Source organism: Ornithinibacillus jepli (genome assembly GCF_047228935.1).
Taxonomy (GTDB): Bacteria; Bacillota; Bacilli; order Bacillales; family Amphibacillaceae; genus Ornithinibacillus.
On the sequence record NZ_JBFEGG010000004.1, the window covers coordinates 84,547 to 102,951 of the forward strand.

Sequence of the window (18,405 nt, forward strand, 5' to 3'; positions counted from 1 at the left end):
CAAATGATGAACGTTCTTGTAATTGGTCGTGGTGGCCGTGAGCATAGTATTGTAATGAAGCTTTCAGAAAGTAATTTAATCGATAATCTTTTTGTTGCACCTGGAAATGCTGGGATGGAGAGTGTTGCAACATGTGTGCCGATTAATGAGACCGAGATAGAAAAACTAATCCATTTTGCACAAGATAATGAAATTGGTCTTACAGTAGTTGGTCCAGAAAATCCATTATTAGAAGGAATAGCTAACGGGTTCCATGAGGTTGGTTTAAGTGTTTTTGCTCCTAGTAAAGAGGCGGCATTAATCGAAGGAAGTAAGAGCTTTGCAAAGGAACTAATGAAAAAATACAAAATCCCTACGGCAAGCTATGAAACATTTACTGATGCAAATAAAGCAAAAGCATATATTATCGAAAAAGGTGCTCCTATCGTGATTAAGGCAGACGGACTAGCTGCAGGCAAAGGGGTCGTAGTTGCGGAAACGACCGAGCAAGCATTCCAGGCTATCGATGATATGCTAATTTCAAAGGCTTTCTCTGAGGCAGGCGCGAAGGTAGTTATTGAGGAATTTCTAGCAGGAAATGAATTTTCGTTAATGGCATTTGTTCACGGAGAACATGTTTATCCGATGATTCCTGCTCGTGATCATAAGCGTGCATTTGATCATGATGAGGGTCCGAATACGGGTGGAATGGGAGCGTATGCCCCAGTTCCTGATATTACAGATGAAGTTATTCAATATGCTACCAAAGAGATTTTGCAAAAGGCCGCAAGTGGGTTAGTCACAGAAGGTCGTTCCTTTACGGGGATTTTATATGCGGGTCTTATTATGACAGAGGCTGGGCCAAAGGTTATCGAGTTTAATGCAAGATTTGGTGATCCAGAAACACAAGTCGTGTTACCACTTCTGAAAAATGATTTACTACAAGTATTCCTTGATGTATTAGATGGGAAAAATCCAGAGCTTACTTGGGAAGAACAGTCGTGTTTAGGAGTAGTTCTCGCTTCAGAAGGATATCCAGGTCCATATCAAAAGAATACCCCACTACCTGCCTTGGCTGGGGAATCATTTGTTGTGTATGCGGGTGTAAATAAAACGGAAACGGCCTTTGTCTCAAACGGGGGTAGGGTGCTCTTAGTAGGTGCTAAACGTACATCATTAGAGGATGCTGGTAAATTAGTATATTCTACGTTACCTCCAAATGAAGAACTAAAAGGATTTTTTTACCGAACAGATATCGGTAAGTTGAAGGAAGATACTCTTAAATAGGAGTGTCTTTTTTTGTGGAAATGATAATATATATACATCCATCCATCCGGGAAAATACAAACTTTTCCAATAGACGAGTAAATATGAGTTTTTTAAATTTATACTCCTACTTTATCCAAAATTTGTCACAAAAATGTCACTGCAATTGACAAAAACTTTACAGTAATAAAGCGCGAATTGTGATACAATTGGAAAAAGAAAAAATTTGGAGAGTTGCCTATGTTAGAAAATGGACATTGGAGAAATATTGAACTTCGTAAACATGTAAAAGTACTAGAAGAAAGCATCGCCCCAACACTAGTACTTAAAAATGCTACTTATTTAAATATGTACTTAAATCAATGGTTAACAGCCAACATTTGGGTTTACAATGAGCGGATCATTTATGTTGGGGATAAACTTCCTGAACAAGCTAAAGAAACAATGGATTGTACAGGGAAATTTCTTGTTCCTGGTTATATGGAGCCCCATGCACATCCTTTTCAATTATACAATCCAGAAAATTTAGCGAAACATGCCGCAAAATTCGGAACAACCACATTAGTTAATGATAATTTATCATGGCTTTTTTTATTAAATAAAAAGAAAGCGTTTTCGATTATCTCGGAATTTGATAAACTTCCTATCTCGATGTATTGGTGGTGCCGACTTGACCCGCAAACTGCGTTAGTTGATGAGGATAAATTGTTCAATACAGAAGATATACTAGAATGGTTGGATCATCCATCCGTTATCCAAGGTGGGGAATTAACAGGTTGGCCAAGTCTATTAAATGGTGATGATAGATTATTATATTGGATTCAAGAAACCAAGAGAAAAGGTAAACGTGTAGAAGGACATCTCCCGGGGGCATCGGAAAACACGTTAACAAAGCTAAAGCTACTAGGCGTGTCTGCTGATCATGAATCGATAAGTGGTAAGGATGTCATGAATCGACTTAAGCTTGGATATCAGGTGGGGCTACGGTATTCTTCGATTCGCCCAGATCTCCCGCATTTATTAGAGGAAATACTAGAAGCGGGATTAACGAATTTTGATCAGCTTACAATGACAACAGATGGAGGAACACCTGGCTTTTATGAGAATGGATTAATGAACGTGTGTATTGATATTGCTATTCAAAAAGGAGTACCGATTGAAGATGCATATCGGATGGCTTCATTTAATGTGGCAAAGCATTTCCATTTAGAAGAAAAGCTAGGGTGTATAGCTCCAGGCAGAATTGCAAATATTAACATATTACAAAGTAAGGATAATCCGCACCCGGAAAGTGTATTAGCAAAAGGGAAGTGGATTGTAAGAGATGGTGAAGTTCAAAAACTACCTTCGTATATTAACTGGAAAAAATATAAAATAGAGCCACTTACATTTGATTGGGAGATGAGTATTAATGATTTACAGTTTTCGATACCGATTGGGCTTGATATGATAAACGATGTCATTATTAAACCTTATCCGATTCAAACTGATATTACAGTTAACAAGTTACCAGATTCACGTAATGACGCGTTTTTATTACTATTAGACAGAAATGGCGAGTGGCGAGTTAATACAACGATTCGAGGATTTACGAAGAACCTAGGAGGTTTAGTCAGCTCATTTTCACAAACGGGTGACTTAGTATTTATTGGAAAGAATAAGAACGATATGCTTCTTGCATGGAATCGGTTAAAGGAATTAGGTGGTGGAATCGTTCTAGTACACGATGGTGAAATCGTGACGGAGCTTCCTTTATTATTAGGTGGAAAACTGTTTAGTGGTAGTATGGATGAGTTAATTGAAAAGGAGAAACAGTTAAAAGAAAAATTACTTGAATTCGGCTATCAATTTAATGATCCGATATATAGTATTCTCTTTTTATCGTCCACCCATTTACCATATATTCGTATAACGCAAGAAGGAGTCTTGGATATTAAGAAACGAGAAGTACTCTTCCCAGCAACAATGCGTTAACATATAATGGAATAAGTGATACTAAAAAGATTAGACAAAGGTGTTGGGAACATGAGAAAACTAATGCTAATACTGTTTTTATCAATAGCAGTGTTGTTAGTTGCTTGCGATACAGAGCAAGAATCCGTTGGAAATAGAACGGAAGAGGAAATGGAAGATGTGAATATCGGTCAAGAGGAAGAAGTTGAAGAGCCAGCGCAATTCGCCAATGTTTATCCATTAACTGGTATTGGTACGAATGAAAGTGTTGACCATCGCATTGTTGGTATTATGGTAAATAACCATGGCAACGCTAGACCACAAACCGGGCTATCTCAAGCAGATGTAGTATTCGAAATTTTAGCTGAAGGTATGATCACCCGTTTTCTAGCACTATACCATAGTGATCTTCCTGATGTTGTTGGACCTGTTCGTAGTGCTCGTGAATACTATTTCGATTTAGCTAATCGATATGGTGCGTTATATGTCTATCATGGAGCTGCTGGTATTGTAAATGATATGCTTGATAACCGAGGAATTGATCATATCGATGGTGCAATCTATGACAATGATGGTAAATTATTTAAGCGGGAATCATTCCGTGTGGCTCCACATAATTCGTACCTTTTATTTCATAATGTGTACAATGTAGCTAGTGACCTTGGTTATGAGGTAACTGCAGAACACAGTCCAATGCCTTTTTTAACAGAGGATAAAATAGAATCTATAGATGGAAGTGCAGCAAACTCTGTCGAAATTGTATACTCGAATAATCCAATGGAAATTGTTGAATATGAATATAATACTACAACAGAGAAATATACGCGTTATAATGATAGTGAGATGACAGTAGAGCTCAATACTGGTGATCCGATTAAAGTAGATAATATATTCATTGTGGAAACCTATCATGAAGTAATTGATGATTCAGGGCGTAGAGCAATTGACTTTTATGCTGGTGGAGATGCTTATCTAATTCAAAAAGGAAAAGTTCAACAGCTTAAATGGGAGAATCGCAGTGGAAAGATAGTTCCAGTTAAAAATGGTGAGGTTGTTGGCTTTGTACCAGGTAAAACATGGATTAATGTAGTTCCAATTAGCCCAGGTATGGAAGAGTCCGTTACGATTAAGTAGGGAATAGGAGGTTGCGTAATGCAAATTGATAAACTACGTGGGGAAGCGCTGGACAATTTATTTGATGCCATTCTTTCTTTAAAGGATAGAGAAGAATGTTATAAATTCTTTGACGACATCGCAACAATGGGTGAAATTCAGTCCCTTGCACAACGACTCCAAGTTGCCAAAATGCTGACCGAGGGCTTTACGTATAAAACGATTGAAAAAGAAACAAAAGCATCAACAGCTACGATATCAAGAGTTAGAAGATGTATTGATTATGGTAGTGACGGGTATAAGTTGGTACTAGAACGGACGATGGAAAAAGAATAAACTAGAGTTTTAGCCTGTATTCTTTAGTTCGCATAAAGGATACGGGCTATTTATTTTTATTTACACTTCCGAATTATAAGGATGTAAATATTTGAAAATACTATATGGTACAATTAATTTTCTAACAAAAAAACTTGAATGGATTGAATGTAATGACACACACCGTAAGTTTAAAAGTAAAACCTAATTTTACGAGGAAGTATCGTAGTGGGTTCCCGCTTATATTAGCTGATGCAATTAGTAATCTAAAAGTTTTAAAAGAAGAAGGTACTATCGTAAATTTAATAGACGAAAAGAATGCATTTATAGCTAAAGGCTACTACGGGAAGCAAAACAAAGGATACGGGTGGCTATTGAGTAAAAATGAGCATGAAAAGTTTGATATCCCATTCTTTAAAAATAAAATAACTGCAGCACTACATAGAAGAGAGCATTTATTTTCGGATGATGCAACGACTGCATTTCGTATTTTTAATGGCGAAGGAGATGGAGTTGGCGGAATTACGATTGACTATTTCGATGGCTTTTATCTCATTAATTGGTACAGCAAAGGGATATATGAATTTCGCCATGCAATCATTGGAGCTTTAAAAGAGGCAGTAGATTATAAAGGAATCTATCAGAAAAAACGTTTTGATGCTAAGGGTCAGTATATGGAAGATGATGATTTCGTTACAGGTGAGCGCGGGGAGTTTCCGTTAATTATAAAAGAAAATGGCGTTAATTTTGCGGTATATTTAAATGAAGGAGCAATGGTCGGAGTATTTTTAGATCAACGTGAAGTTAGAAAAACAATTCGCGATAAATATGCAAAAGGTACGAATATGTTAAATACTTTTTCCTATACTGGTGCGTTTTCTATATTTGCTTCTTTAGGTGGAGCGGTAAAAACGACAAGTGTTGACCTTGCTAACCGTAGTAAGCCTAAAACGATTGAACAATTTAGTTTAAATGGCATTGATTATGAAGCACAAGATATTATCGTGGAAGACGTGTTCAAATATTTTAAATATGCCGGACGGAAACAATTAAAATTTGATCTAGTCGTACTTGATCCACCGAGCTTTGCTAGATCAAAAAAGAATGTGTTTAGTGCGGATAAAGACTATAAAGACTTACTGAAAGAAGCAATCGCGATAACAGAGGATAATGGTGTAATCGTTGCATCTACGAATAGTAGTGCGTTTGGTATGGACAAGTTCAAAGGGTTTATACAAAAGGCATTTCAGGAAACAGGTTTTAAATATAAAGAGTTAGAACAATTTTCGCTTCCAGAAGATTTTAGGACGATTAAAGAATTTCCTGAAGGTAACTATTTAAAGGTAGTGTTTGTGAGAAAAGTACAATAAGCGAATCTCCCCTTACGTTTGGCCAAGAAGTGGTGACTTAAGGGGTTTTTCATTTTAAGTAAAATCGAATAATGCAAAATATCTGTAATTCCAAGAATTTAATAGCTTTTAACCATTCCAAAAAAACTTATCATATCACTCAATTGGTAGTCTATTTTTTGCTATAATGAATTCATGGAAAAATAGTGATGGAGGATTAGACTCTTGTATACAAATATGAAAGAATGGAAGCATGTATTTAAGCTTGATCCAGCAAAAGAAATTGATGATGAGGATTTAGAGTTAATCTGTGAATCTGGTACGGACGCAATTATTGTTGGAGGAACAGATGACGTAACCCTTGATGGCGTATTGGATTTATTATCCAGTATACGGAGATATACTGTTCCTGTTATCCTAGAAATTTCTACTATGGATGCTATTACACCAGGATTTGATTATTACTACATTCCGATGGTTATGAATAGTACAGAGAAAAAATGGATGATGGATATTCAGCATGAGGCGATTAAAGAATATAAAGATGTTATGAATTGGGATGAAATTTTTGTAGAAGGTTATTGTGTCTTGAACGAGGAAGCAAAGGTATTTCACCATACAAACTGTAAGCTTCCAAGTGATGAGGATGTAATTGCTTATGCTTACATGGCAGAAAATGTATTTCATCTTCCAATTTTTTATGTAGAATATAGCGGAAAATACGGCACCCCCGAACTCGTAAAAAAGGTTAGTGCAGAACTAAAAAACACGCTCCTATTCTACGGCGGAGGCATCGAAACAGCCGAACAAGCAAAAGAAATGAAACAACACGCAGACATCATCGTCATAGGTAACAGCATCTACACCAATCTAAAACAAGCCCTAAAAACAGTAGAGGCTGTTAAGGGTAGTTGAATTAAGCTTCTTCATTTAATAATTGTAACAAAAATATAGCACTGAGTGGCTTGTATACACGAAGACTCCTGCGGGATGACCCCACAGGAGCTTTAGCTCCGAGGAGGCTTACCAGCCGCCCGCGGCAAAGAAGACACTGTGAGGTACTTTCGAGCAGATGTCGCACTTGTACTGGAAGTGAAAGCGAAGTGTATACAAGCCACGGGTATGGCCAGAAGGATTGTAAAAAAGGAAGGTGTTTTAACATGAGTCGAACAATAGACGACTTAATAAAAGGACTAAACAAACAGCAACAAGAAGCTGTTAAACATACAGAAGGCCCCTTACTAATTATGGCCGGCGCAGGTAGTGGAAAGACTCGTGTACTAACACACCGAATTGCCTACCTAATGGAGGAAAAAGGTATTTCACCACGTAATATCCTTGCAATTACCTTCACCAATAAAGCTGCCCGCGAAATGAAAGACCGCGTTAGTAAATTAGTAGGACCAGAAGCAATTAATATGTGGGTATCTACATTCCACTCCATGTGTGTACGAATATTACGTAGAGACATTGACCGAATTGGATATAGCCGAAACTTCACCATCTTAGATAGTGGGGATCAATTATCCGTTGTTAAACAAGTATTAAAAGACTTAAATATCGATACGAAACAATTTGAGCCACGTGCGATGCAAGGGCAAATTAGTAGTGCCAAAAATGAACTGGTTACAGCAGAAGAGTTTTCCAATAAAGCAGGTAATTTCTACGACAGACAGGTAGCACGTGTATATGAAGGCTATGAAAAAGTGCTTCGTAAAAACCAGTCATTAGACTTTGATGATTTAATAATGCAGACGATCCATTTATTTAAGCGTGTTCCAGAAGTACTTGAATACTACCAACGTAGATTTCAGTACATTCACGTGGACGAGTATCAAGATACGAACCGTGCGCAATACACGCTTGTAAAACAACTCGCAAATCGTTTCCAGAACTTATGTGTTGTTGGGGACTCAGACCAGTCCATTTACCGTTGGCGTGGTGCGGATATTACCAATATCCTTACCTTTGAAAAAGATTATCCTGCCGCAAAAACGGTATTTCTTGAACAAAATTATCGCTCTACTAAATCTATTTTAGAAGCGGCAAATAAAGTTATTGCGAATAACCCTGGACGTAAGCCGAAGAATCTTTGGACAGAAAATCCAGATGGACAGAAGATTAATTATTATCAAGGTGCTACAGAGCAAGATGAGGCATTATTTATAACCGATAAAATTCGTGAGCTTATTCGTGAAGAAGGCTATTCACCTAGTGATATCGCTATATTATATCGTACGAATGCACAGTCCCGTGCAGTCGAGGATACGTTAATGAAGTCTGGAGTTTCATATCAAATGGTTGGTGGTATGCGATTCTATGATCGAAAAGAAATTAAAGATATGATTGCTTACCTTCGATTAATTACGAATCCAGATGATGATTTAAGTTTCGAACGTGTTGTTAATGAGCCGAAGCGAGGAATAGGTAAAACTTCTATCGAACGTTTAAGAGCATATGCTGCTGAAAACGGGATGTCCTTCTACCAAGCTGTAGAAGTTGTTGATTTTACAGGAGTTCCGAAAAAAGCAGCACAAGCACTAGCTCAATTTGGTGACTTAATTAAATCTTTAAATCAGCAACAAGAATTTTTAACCGCAACTGATATGGTACAGCAAGTATTGGAACGTTCCGGTTATGAAGAAATGTTAAAAAATGAACGTACGATTGAATCACAAAGCAGATTAGAGAACTTAGAAGAGTTCATGACTGTAACGAAAGATTTTGAAGCAACAAGCGAAGATAAAACATTAATAGCGTTCTTAACAGATTTAGCATTGATTGCAGATATCGACCGTGTGGATGAAGAAGATCCTGATAATCAGGAAAAAGTAACCCTAATGACGCTGCACGCAGCTAAAGGACTTGAATTCCCGGTTGTGTTTTTAATCGGGATGGAAGAAAATGTATTCCCGCATAGTCGTGCGATGTTTGACGATGAGGAAATGGAAGAAGAACGCAGGCTTGCGTATGTAGGAATTACTCGAGCAGAGAAGCAGTTATTCTTAACAAATGCGAAAATGCGTACCCTTTATGGTCGTACAAATATGAACCCAGTAAGTCGATTTATTAATGAGATCCCGGAAGAACTAATTGATGGGTTAGAACAAATAAGGCAATCAATGTTTGGTTCAAGCTCATTTGGCAATGATTTTAATAGACAAGAAAGAACGCCATTTGGAAATCCATCTAGGAATAGACCAACTCCTGGTCAACCACTAGGTCAGCCGAAAGAGAAGCGTAGAGCTGAACGACTGCAAACTACTACTGGAGCGGAAACAGAAACATGGAATGCAGGAGATAAGGCCGAGCATAAAAAGTGGGGAGTTGGAACGGTTGTAAAGGTACAAGGTGAAGGGGATAAGATGGAATTAGATGTTGCCTTCCCAGCACCTGTAGGTATTAAACGATTACTTGCAAAATTTGCACCAATTACGAAACAATAGGAGGTGCTTGTGAAATGGATAAGGCCCAGGCACAGGAAAAAATTGAATCCTTAAAAGAATTATTAAATCAGTATGCACATGAATATTATGTGCTAGATAAGCCATCGGTTCCAGATTCGGAATATGACCAAAAATTAGAAGAACTACGCAGATTAGAAGAGGAATTCCCAGAATTGATTACGAGTGACTCGCCAACCCAGCGAATTGGTGGAGAGCCACTCGAAGGGTTTCAAAAGGTACAGCATTCAATTCCAATGCTTAGTCTTGGCAATGCATTCAACGAGCAAGATCTTCGCGATTTTGCTCGGCGTGCAAGCCAAGGTACTGATAAGCCACTTTCCTTTGTATGTGAGTTGAAAATTGATGGACTTGCTATTGCGCTTACCTATGAAGATGGAAAGTTTGTCCGTGGGGCAACTCGTGGAGATGGTACTACTGGGGAAGACATTACCAGTAATTTACGTACCATAAAAAGTATCCCACTTTCCATAAAGGAAAAGCGGAAAATTGAAGTTCGTGGGGAAGCATACATGCCACATAAATCATTCCTATCGTTAAATAAGCAACGTGAGGAAGAGGGGTTAGAACTTTTTGCTAATCCTAGAAATGCTGCAGCTGGTTCGTTAAGACAACTAGATCCGAAGATTGCTGCATCCCGCAATTTAGATATTTTCTTATACGGCATTGGTGAATGGGAAGCAGATCCGGTTACATCTCATAGTGAACGTTTAACCCAGCTTAAAGAACTAGGATTTAGAACGAATCCAGAGTGGAAGAAATGTGATTCTGTTGAGGAAATTCTAGAGTATGTAGAATATTGGACAGCGGAACGTCCTAATTTACCATATGAAATAGATGGTATTGTCATTAAAGTGGATGATTTGCAAACCCAGGAAGAACTTGGTTTTACAGTAAAAAGTCCACGTTGGGCAATTGCCTATAAGTTTCCAGCTGAAGAGGTTGTTACAAAGCTAAAAGATATCGAATTAAGTGTTGGTCGTACAGGTGTTGTAACTCCAACTGCCATACTAGAGCCGGTAAAAGTAGCAGGCACAACCGTACAGCGAGCTTCCTTACATAATGAAGACTTAATCCGTGCGAAGGATATCCGCATAGGTGATTCGGTTGTCATAAAAAAAGCAGGGGATATTATTCCTGAAGTAGTTCGAGTACTACTTGAACAACGAACAGGTAAAGAAGAGCCATTTGCTATGCCAGATGAGTGTCCTGCATGTGGAAGTGAGTTAGTTCGTTTAGAGGAAGAAGTTGCCTTGCGCTGTATTAACCCGAACTGTCCAGCACAACTTCAAGAAGGACTTATTCACTTTGTATCCAGAAATGCGATGAATATTGATGGACTAGGTGAAAAAGTTATTAATCAGTTATTTAGCGAAGGATTAATTCATACCATTGCAGACCTTTATCGCTTAGAGCGTGATGAGCTACTGAAATTAGAGCGAATGGGTGAAAAGTCAGTTGATAATCTATTACTAGCGATAGAAGCTTCCAAAGAAAACTCGTTAGAAAGATTACTATTTGGTTTAGGTATTCGCTTTATTGGTGCAAAAGCAGCGAAAACGTTAGCAACAGAATTTGAAACAATGGATAAATTACAGCAAGCTACCTATGAGGATTTAATCGCTGTCGATGAGATTGGTGATAAAATGGCGGACTCTGTTGTACAATATTTTGCTGAAGAGAAAGTAAATGATTTAATTAATGAATTAAAAGAGCTTAAGTTAAATATGGAATATAAAGGTCCAAAACGAGTAGAAGTAGATCAAGACTCTAATCCATTTGCCGGGAAAACAGTTGTCCTAACTGGTAAAATGGAGAAACTTTCACGTCCAGAAGCTAAGGAGCGCATTGAAGCCTTAGGTGGTAAAGTGACAGGAAGTGTTAGTAAGAAAACAGATATCGTCATTGCCGGTGAAGACGCAGGTTCGAAATATGATAAAGCGGTTGAATTAGGTATTACGATTTGGAATGAAGATGAGTTTATGAACATGTTAGAAGGCGAATAAGGAGGTGCTAACCGTTGCGAAAAATTAATATCTTATTTCTTAGCACTCTCCTATTACTTGCGAGTTGTGCACCTAGTTTGAATGATGAAGATGATGAAGTATTACAAACAGAAGAGCAGCCAACAGGACAGCCATCTATCGTCCCAACATATAAGCTATCCGATGAGGACTATCCTATTATCCTTCCATACAGAACGAGTAAAGCAAGAGGGGTTACAATGAACCAGATGGGAGCTAACCGTCTTGATATTGATGAAATGGAACAAGGATTAATGAGACATTCGAAAGAACATTTTGATCCTAATAAATATTACTTTGAAGAAGGGCAATATTTGGATAGCTCTACAGTGTACAGTTGGATAGATGAATTGAATCCAGAAGTTGAGTCAGGTGCTGATGTTGAAACATATCGGGAAAATCCGAGATATTTAACTCATATTCTAGAGCAGAACTTCATTAAAAGGAATGAAGATAATTCAGTTGAGTTAGTTGGATTATCAATCGGATTAGCATTGAAATCTCAGTATCGCTTCCAAACAGAAATTGGTGGGCCATATTATTATGAGTCTATATCTAAAAGTGAGATGTTAGAACAAGGTGAAGAAATTGCTCAAAAGGTTTTAGAAAAGATTAGAGGAATTGATGGACTGCAAAATGTTCCAATTATGTTTGCTCTCTATCGTGAGGAAAAAGTAGGTTCTGCTGTTCCGGGTAATTTTGTTGCGAAGACATATGTTGAAGCAAGCGATATGATGATTGACGATTGGCAACCTATTAAAGAAGATTATATTTTATTCCCATCCAATGAAGCGGAAGAAAAATATTTTGATGATGCTCAAATTGTGAATACATTTGGTGTGGAAATCGCAGAGTTTTTTCCGAATTATGTAGGGTATATCGGAGAAGGCTTTTATGTAAATGAAGAATTACAAAAGCTTACGATTGAAGTACCAGTTGAATTTAATGGTAAAGCTGAAATAATAGGTTTTGCCCAGTATACATTAGGATTAGTTAAGGATAAATTCCCTAATAATTATGATATTGAAATTAAAATAACGTCAAGCCATCAATTAGAAGGTTATATTTATCGTGAGGCAGGCGAAGAGGATCCTATCGTACATCTTTTCGATTAATAACTAGAATGTTTGAAGAGAAGTTAATATTACGTTAGAATAAGGAGTGGATATATTCCACTCCGTTTTTTGCGATATATTGTATATTAGACTCCTAGATTATTAATAAAACGGTAGGAATAAATAGGATTACAAAATGGGAGGTTTTATTTTATGGTAGTACCTTACAAGCATGAACCATTTTTGGATTTTACTGTAGAAGAAAATAAACAACAAATGCTAGATGCACTTAAGAAGGTTGAAGCAGACCTTGGAAAAGAATATCCACTAATTATTGGTGGTGAACGCATCTTTACTGAAGATAAGATTGTTTCCGTAAATCCTTCTAATAAAGAAGAAGTAATCGGCTACGTATCAACAGCAAACAAAGAACTAGCTGAAAAAGCTATGACAATTGCTGATGAACGTTTCCAAAATTACTGGAGAATTTCTGATCCTAAGTTCCGTGCAGGTATTCTATTCCGCGCAGCTGCGATTGTACGCCGTCGTAAACATGAATTCAATGCACATCTTGTAAAAGAAGCAGGTAAGCCTTGGAAAGAGGCAGATGGTGAAACAGCAGAAGCAATTGACTTTTTAGAGTTTTATGGTCGCCAAATGCTTAAAATTAAAGATGGTATGCCAGTAAATAGCCGTCCAATTGAGCATAACCGTTTTGATTATATTCCTTTAGGAGTTGGACTAGTTATATCTCCTTGGAATTTCTCATTTGCAATTATGGCAGGAACTGCAGTTGCAGCGATGGTAACTGGTAATACAGTACTATTAAAGCCAGCTAGTGTTACACCTGTTATTGCTTATAAATTTATGGAAGTACTTGAGGAAGCTGGAATGCCTGCTGGTATTATTAACTACATTCCAGGTCCAGGTAGCGAAGTTGGAGATTACTTAGTGAACCACCCACGCACTCGCTTTATTAGCTTTACTGGTTCACGTGAAGTAGGTCTAAACATCTTTGAAAACGCTGCAAAAGTACAGCCAGGTCAAATTTGGTTAAAACGTACTATCCTTGAAATGGGTGGTAAAGATACGATTGTTGTAGATAAAGAAGCAGACCTAGAATTAGCAGCTCAATCCATTGTTCAATCTGCATTCGGTTTCTCAGGTCAAAAATGTTCAGCATGCTCTCGAGCAGTAATTCATGAGGATGTTTATGATCAAGTGAAAGACCGTATTGTAGAATTAACAAAAGAGTTAACTGTAGGTGATCCTGCAGAAAATCTATATATGGGACCAGTAATTGATCAAGGTTCTTATGATAAGATTATGAAGTACATTGAAATCGGTAAAGAAGAAGGTAACTTACTTGTAGGTGGAACTGGTGATGACTCTAAAGGTTGGTTCGTTAACCCGACAGTAATTGCTGACCTTGATCCGAAAGCACGTGTTATGCAAGAAGAAATCTTTGGCCCAGTTGTTGGTTTAACTAAAGCGAAAGATTTCACTGAAGCTATTGAGATTGCAAATAATACAGAGTACGGATTAACGGGTGCAGTAATCACGAATAACCGTGAGCACCTTGAACAAGCACGCAGAGACTTCCATGTTGGAAACTTATACTTCAACCGTGGATGTACTGCAGCTATCGTTGGCTACCAACCATTTGGTGGGTTTAATATGTCAGGTACAGATTCCAAAGCTGGAGGACCAGATTATCTAATCCAACATATGCAAGGTAAAACAACGTCTGAAATGTTGTAATACGAAAAAAGCCTTCTTCCATTTGGAAGAGGCTTTTTTACTTCTTTATGAAAGTTAGGAAAACTTTTATCAAAATAAGATAAAAAATCGACATTATTCGACATAATTCGGCATACTTTACATTAATTTTCTATTAAAACTTTCCTACTTTCCTAAAATGAGGAAAGTAGGAAAGTTTTTATGGGGTTTATTAGTACTTTTTACCCCCAACTTTCCCAATATGAAAATTCTAAAAATATGGTAATATATAGTTAACAAATAGAAATAGAGGCAAATAGTAGGAGGAAAGTAATATGGAAATTGGCTCCTTTATAAAATTGCAGCGTGTCAAAAAGGGAATGACACAAGAGGAATTAGCAGAAGGAATTGTTTCTATGAGCTATTTGTCAAAAATAGAAAATCTACGTGCAGAGGCTAGTCCTGAAGTTGTGAGTATGCTATGTACAAGACTTGGTATTGAATTAAATGGTGATAAGGATATCACTATTAAAGAAAAATGTGAGCAATGGTTTAATATGCTTTTCGATATGCATGATAAACAACAAATTATTGAAAAGTATAATGAATTAAATGAACTATTGACGTTAGTTCGGTCTGACAGTTTAATACTGTTTGAGATTCATAAAATAAGATATTTTCTAATATTAGGCCAATACGACAATGCACTAGAACAGATTAATAGCTTAAATGAAGTAACAGGTACTTTCGATAATCTGCATTTTTATTACTGGTATAAATTCAAAGGGAATTTTGCATTTGTAAATAATGAATATAACCAAGCAATGAATCTGTTTAAACTTGCAGAGGACAAAATAAAGCAGGTTCACCTGCAAGATTCAGAAATTGCAGATTTGCAATATACGATAGCTGTTACACACAGTAAATTGATAAATACACTTGAGGTTATTGAATATTCTAATAAATCCATTGATATTTTCCAAAAAGAATATAACTTTATACGATGTGCACAATGTCATATTCTTTTAGGAATTTCATATAGAAGAATTAAAATGTATGAAAAAGCAATTAAACACTACAATTTAGCAAAACATCTAGGTGAACTAAATAAGAATAACACAGTTATTCAGTTAACGAACCAGAATCTAGGTTACTTATATTCAGCTATTGGTGAGTCAAAAGAAGCAATTAAACATTATCTTGGTGTTATTGATGATGAGGCTGTTGGATTATATGAAAGATTGGTAGCCTCAGCAAATCTAATTAAGGAATATTATAGAATTCAAAACTTTGATAAAGCATTAGAAATAATTGAAAAAGCAGAGAAGTTATTGGAACTTTCGAAGAACAATGTATTTTATGAAGTTAATTACTACATAATTCAATCATATAAATATGCTATTAACGAACAATATGATTTATTCACTACGTTAGTAATAGAGGATCTTATACCTTACCTCAAAAAACATAAGGATCATGGGAATATCATTCTATTTTCCAATATGTTGGCAAAGCATTTTGAAAGTGTAGGTAAGTATAAGGACTCTGTTAAATATTATAAACTTGCTAACCTCACCTATGAGGAAATAGTAAACTTATAAAGGAGGGATAGTCTTGAAGAAATTATTTGCTTCTTTAGCTTTAGGGACACTTCTAATGGGAGGATTTTTATTCATGCAAAATAGTCAGGCAGCTGATTTAACACAGCATGGAGAAGTAGAACCTAGCATTTTTAAAATGTCTAGTGTGTCTATTGCGAACCTTTACTAATTTGAATCAATTTACTTAAGCTTGTCAGTAATCTATGTTTTTACCCTATTACTATATGATAGATTTTGCCTGAAGTGGTTAACTCTGCTTCAGGTCTTTTTTTGTTTAAGGAAGTCTTAATAGATTTAAGATTTCTATTTTAACATGAATCTAGATTTATTACAAAAATATGAGACTATTTCCTTTAATGTAAACTTTCTATGTTATCATAAAATAGTGTATTGGACTTAATGCAAATAATGGTTTTTATAAACTAGTATATTGCATATATATTCCAATAAGTAACTAATTGAAAAAAGAAAGGGGTTTCATAAATGGAAATCGATGGATTAACTTGGTTTTGGTTATTTGTGCCGATGCCTATTCTAGTAATTTTATCATTTATTTCATTATTCACGAATAAAAGGAGGAATTAATTATGGATACTACAGTCTTATCGACTTTTATTTTTTATCTAGTTGGAATGCTAATTATCGGTATTATTATGTATGGAAGGACGAATGACTTATCCGACTATGTATTAGGTGGTCGTAAATTAGGACCTGCAGTTGCAGCACTAAGTGCCGGGGCATCGGATATGAGTGGTTGGCTATTATTAGGGCTACCTGGTGCTATATATTTATATGGTTTAGGTGAGGCGTGGATCGCAGTTGGACTTGCAATTGGTGCTTACTTAAACTGGCAATTTGTTGCTAAGCGTCTTCGTATTTATACAGAGGTATCGGAAAATTCAATTACTCTCCCAGACTTTTTAGAACATCGTTTCAAAGATAATACACACCTCTTACGCGTTATTTCTGCACTAGTTATATTACTATTCTTTACTTTTTACACATCTTCAGGAATGGTTGCTGGTGCAACATTGTTTGAAGCTTCATTCGGTTTAGATTACCAAGCTGCATTATGGATTGGAGCACTTGTAGTTGTTTCCTACACGTTCTTAGGAGGATTCTTGGCTGTTGCTTGGACAGACTTTTTCCAAGGTGTACTTATGTTATTAGCACTAATCGTTGTTCCGATAGTAGCAATTGATACTATGGGTGGCTGGGATAAAGCTGTTGAAGCAGTAGGCGCAATAGACCCTGCACACTTAAGCATGATTACTGGCGTTGGTACGATGGCTATTATTTCCTCATTAGCTTGGGGACTAGGTTATTTTGGCCAACCACACATTTTAGTTCGTTTCATGGCATTACGCTCTGCTTCTGACGTACCAAAAGCTAGATTTATCGGTACTACGTGGATGATTCTTGGCCTTTATGGGGCAATTTTTACCGGTTTTGTAGGATTAGCATTTATTAGTACACAAGACCCTACTTATCTTGGAGAATATGGGTTTAAAATAATTTCGGAGAATGGTGTACAAATGCTAGATAATCATGAAGTAATCTTCATCGCATTTTCACAATTATTATTCAACCCAATCATATCTGGTATTTTACTAGCAGCAATTTTATCAGCCATTATGAGTACCATTGACTCTCAATTACTCGTTTCTTCTTCAGCTGTAGCAGAGGACTTCTATAAAGCTATTCTTCGTAAAAAAGCTTCTGAGAAAGAGCTTGTATGGGTAGGAAGAATTGCGACAGTAGTAATAGCTTTAATTGCAACGCTTATAGCTGTTAACCCTGATGCATCTGTACTTGATTTAGTTGGTTATGCATGGGCTGGATTTGGTGCAGCATTTGGACCGACTATTCTATTAGCGTTGTTCTGGAAAGGTATAACCCGTTGGGGTGCATTGGTTGGTATAGTTTTAGGTGCAATTACCGTTGTTATCTGGGGTAATATTGAAGGTGGCATCTTTGAGTTATATGAAATCGTTCCTGGATTCATTCTAAACTTATTAGCGGCTATCGTTATTAGTCTACTAGGAAAACCTACTCCGGAAATGGAACAAGAATTTGAAGAAGTACAATCACAGTTAAATTAATTTAAAAATTTTGATGAAGTCACTTCTCTTTTTAAAAGAGGATTGGCTTTTTTATTTGTACCCTGATATTTGCCTATACCTAGTAAATTCTGCTATTATCATTAGTATTGTAGATGTTTTTTTATTTTCATAACGAATAGTTAATAAAAATAAATGGAGGTGCGGAAAATGGCAGAAATCACGAAAGACCAAGTTAAACATGTAGCAAATTTAGCACGTCTTGAAATTTCAGAACAAGAGGCAGAGATGTTCACGGAACAACTAACTTCAATTATTTCGTTTGCTGAACAACTAAATGAAATAGATACAGATGGAATAGAGCCAACTACACACGTATTAGATTTGAAAAATGTCATGCGTAAGGACGAGCCTAGAAAATGGATTACTAGAGAAGAAGCATTAAAGAATGCACCTGACCAAAAGGATGGCCAGTTCAGAGTACCATCAATATTAGAATAAGGAGGG

At 36.6% G+C, this 18,405-nt stretch carries 14 protein-coding genes; all 14 read left to right on the plus strand.

The window, feature by feature from the left end; all coding sequences use genetic code 11:
• The first annotated feature begins 6 nt into the window (after positions 1-6).
• The 14 genes from purD (at position 7) to gatC (ending at position 18,399) form a co-directional block, all read left to right on the plus strand.
• Positions 7-1,266: a phosphoribosylamine--glycine ligase gene (purD, locus tag AB1K81_RS14885; RefSeq protein ID WP_412977462.1), complete on the plus strand. Its 1,260-nt coding sequence runs from the start codon at positions 7-9 to the stop codon at positions 1,264-1,266.
• 219 nt (positions 1,267-1,485) lie between these two features.
• Positions 1,486-3,219, plus strand: a complete 1,734-nt coding sequence (locus tag AB1K81_RS14890) for an adenine deaminase C-terminal domain-containing protein (RefSeq protein ID WP_412977463.1) — start codon at positions 1,486-1,488, stop codon at positions 3,217-3,219.
• Positions 3,220-3,270: 51 nt separating this feature from the next.
• A complete protein-coding gene (locus tag AB1K81_RS14895) occupies positions 3,271-4,332 on the plus strand; it encodes a DUF3048 domain-containing protein (RefSeq protein WP_412977464.1) in 1,062 nt (353 codons plus the stop codon).
• Between the two features lie 18 nt (positions 4,333-4,350).
• Positions 4,351-4,647: a YerC/YecD family TrpR-related protein gene (locus AB1K81_RS14900; RefSeq protein ID WP_412977465.1), complete on the plus strand. Its 297-nt coding sequence runs from the start codon at positions 4,351-4,353 to the stop codon at positions 4,645-4,647.
• A gap of 152 nt (positions 4,648-4,799) precedes the next feature.
• Positions 4,800-5,996, plus strand: coding sequence for a class I SAM-dependent rRNA methyltransferase (locus AB1K81_RS14905; protein ID WP_412977466.1), 1,197 nt, complete (start codon positions 4,800-4,802; stop codon positions 5,994-5,996).
• 216 nt (positions 5,997-6,212) lie between these two features.
• Positions 6,213-6,890: a heptaprenylglyceryl phosphate synthase gene (gene pcrB / locus AB1K81_RS14910; protein ID WP_412977622.1), complete on the plus strand. Its 678-nt coding sequence runs from the start codon at positions 6,213-6,215 to the stop codon at positions 6,888-6,890.
• 245 nt (positions 6,891-7,135) lie between these two features.
• The gene (gene pcrA, locus AB1K81_RS14915) at positions 7,136-9,421 is read left to right on the plus strand and encodes a DNA helicase PcrA (RefSeq protein WP_412977467.1); all 2,286 of its coding nucleotides are present in this window, start codon (positions 7,136-7,138) and stop codon (positions 9,419-9,421) included.
• Between the two features lie 14 nt (positions 9,422-9,435).
• Positions 9,436-11,445, plus strand: a complete 2,010-nt coding sequence (ligA, locus tag AB1K81_RS14920) for an NAD-dependent DNA ligase LigA (protein ID WP_412977468.1) — start codon at positions 9,436-9,438, stop codon at positions 11,443-11,445.
• A 14-nt stretch (positions 11,446-11,459) separates the two neighbouring features.
• On the plus strand, positions 11,460-12,578 hold the full coding sequence (locus AB1K81_RS14925) for a CamS family sex pheromone protein (protein WP_412977469.1): 1,119 nt from the start codon (positions 11,460-11,462) through the stop codon (positions 12,576-12,578).
• Between the two features lie 153 nt (positions 12,579-12,731).
• Entirely contained in the window at positions 12,732-14,279 is a 1,548-nt protein-coding gene (pruA, locus tag AB1K81_RS14930) for an L-glutamate gamma-semialdehyde dehydrogenase (RefSeq protein WP_412977470.1), read from the plus strand.
• A 293-nt stretch (positions 14,280-14,572) separates the two neighbouring features.
• The gene (locus AB1K81_RS14935; RefSeq protein WP_412977471.1) at positions 14,573-15,838 is read left to right on the plus strand and encodes a helix-turn-helix domain-containing protein; all 1,266 of its coding nucleotides are present in this window, start codon (positions 14,573-14,575) and stop codon (positions 15,836-15,838) included.
• A gap of 13 nt (positions 15,839-15,851) precedes the next feature.
• On the plus strand, positions 15,852-16,007 hold the full coding sequence (locus AB1K81_RS14940) for a hypothetical protein (protein WP_412977472.1): 156 nt from the start codon (positions 15,852-15,854) through the stop codon (positions 16,005-16,007).
• A gap of 418 nt (positions 16,008-16,425) precedes the next feature.
• Complete coding sequence (putP, locus tag AB1K81_RS14945; protein ID WP_412977473.1) at positions 16,426-17,940, plus strand: sodium/proline symporter PutP; 1,515 nt, start codon at positions 16,426-16,428, stop codon at positions 17,938-17,940.
• A 168-nt stretch (positions 17,941-18,108) separates the two neighbouring features.
• Entirely contained in the window at positions 18,109-18,399 is a 291-nt protein-coding gene (gatC, locus tag AB1K81_RS14950; protein WP_412977474.1) for an Asp-tRNA(Asn)/Glu-tRNA(Gln) amidotransferase subunit GatC, read from the plus strand.
• Positions 18,400-18,405: the final 6 nt, after the last annotated feature.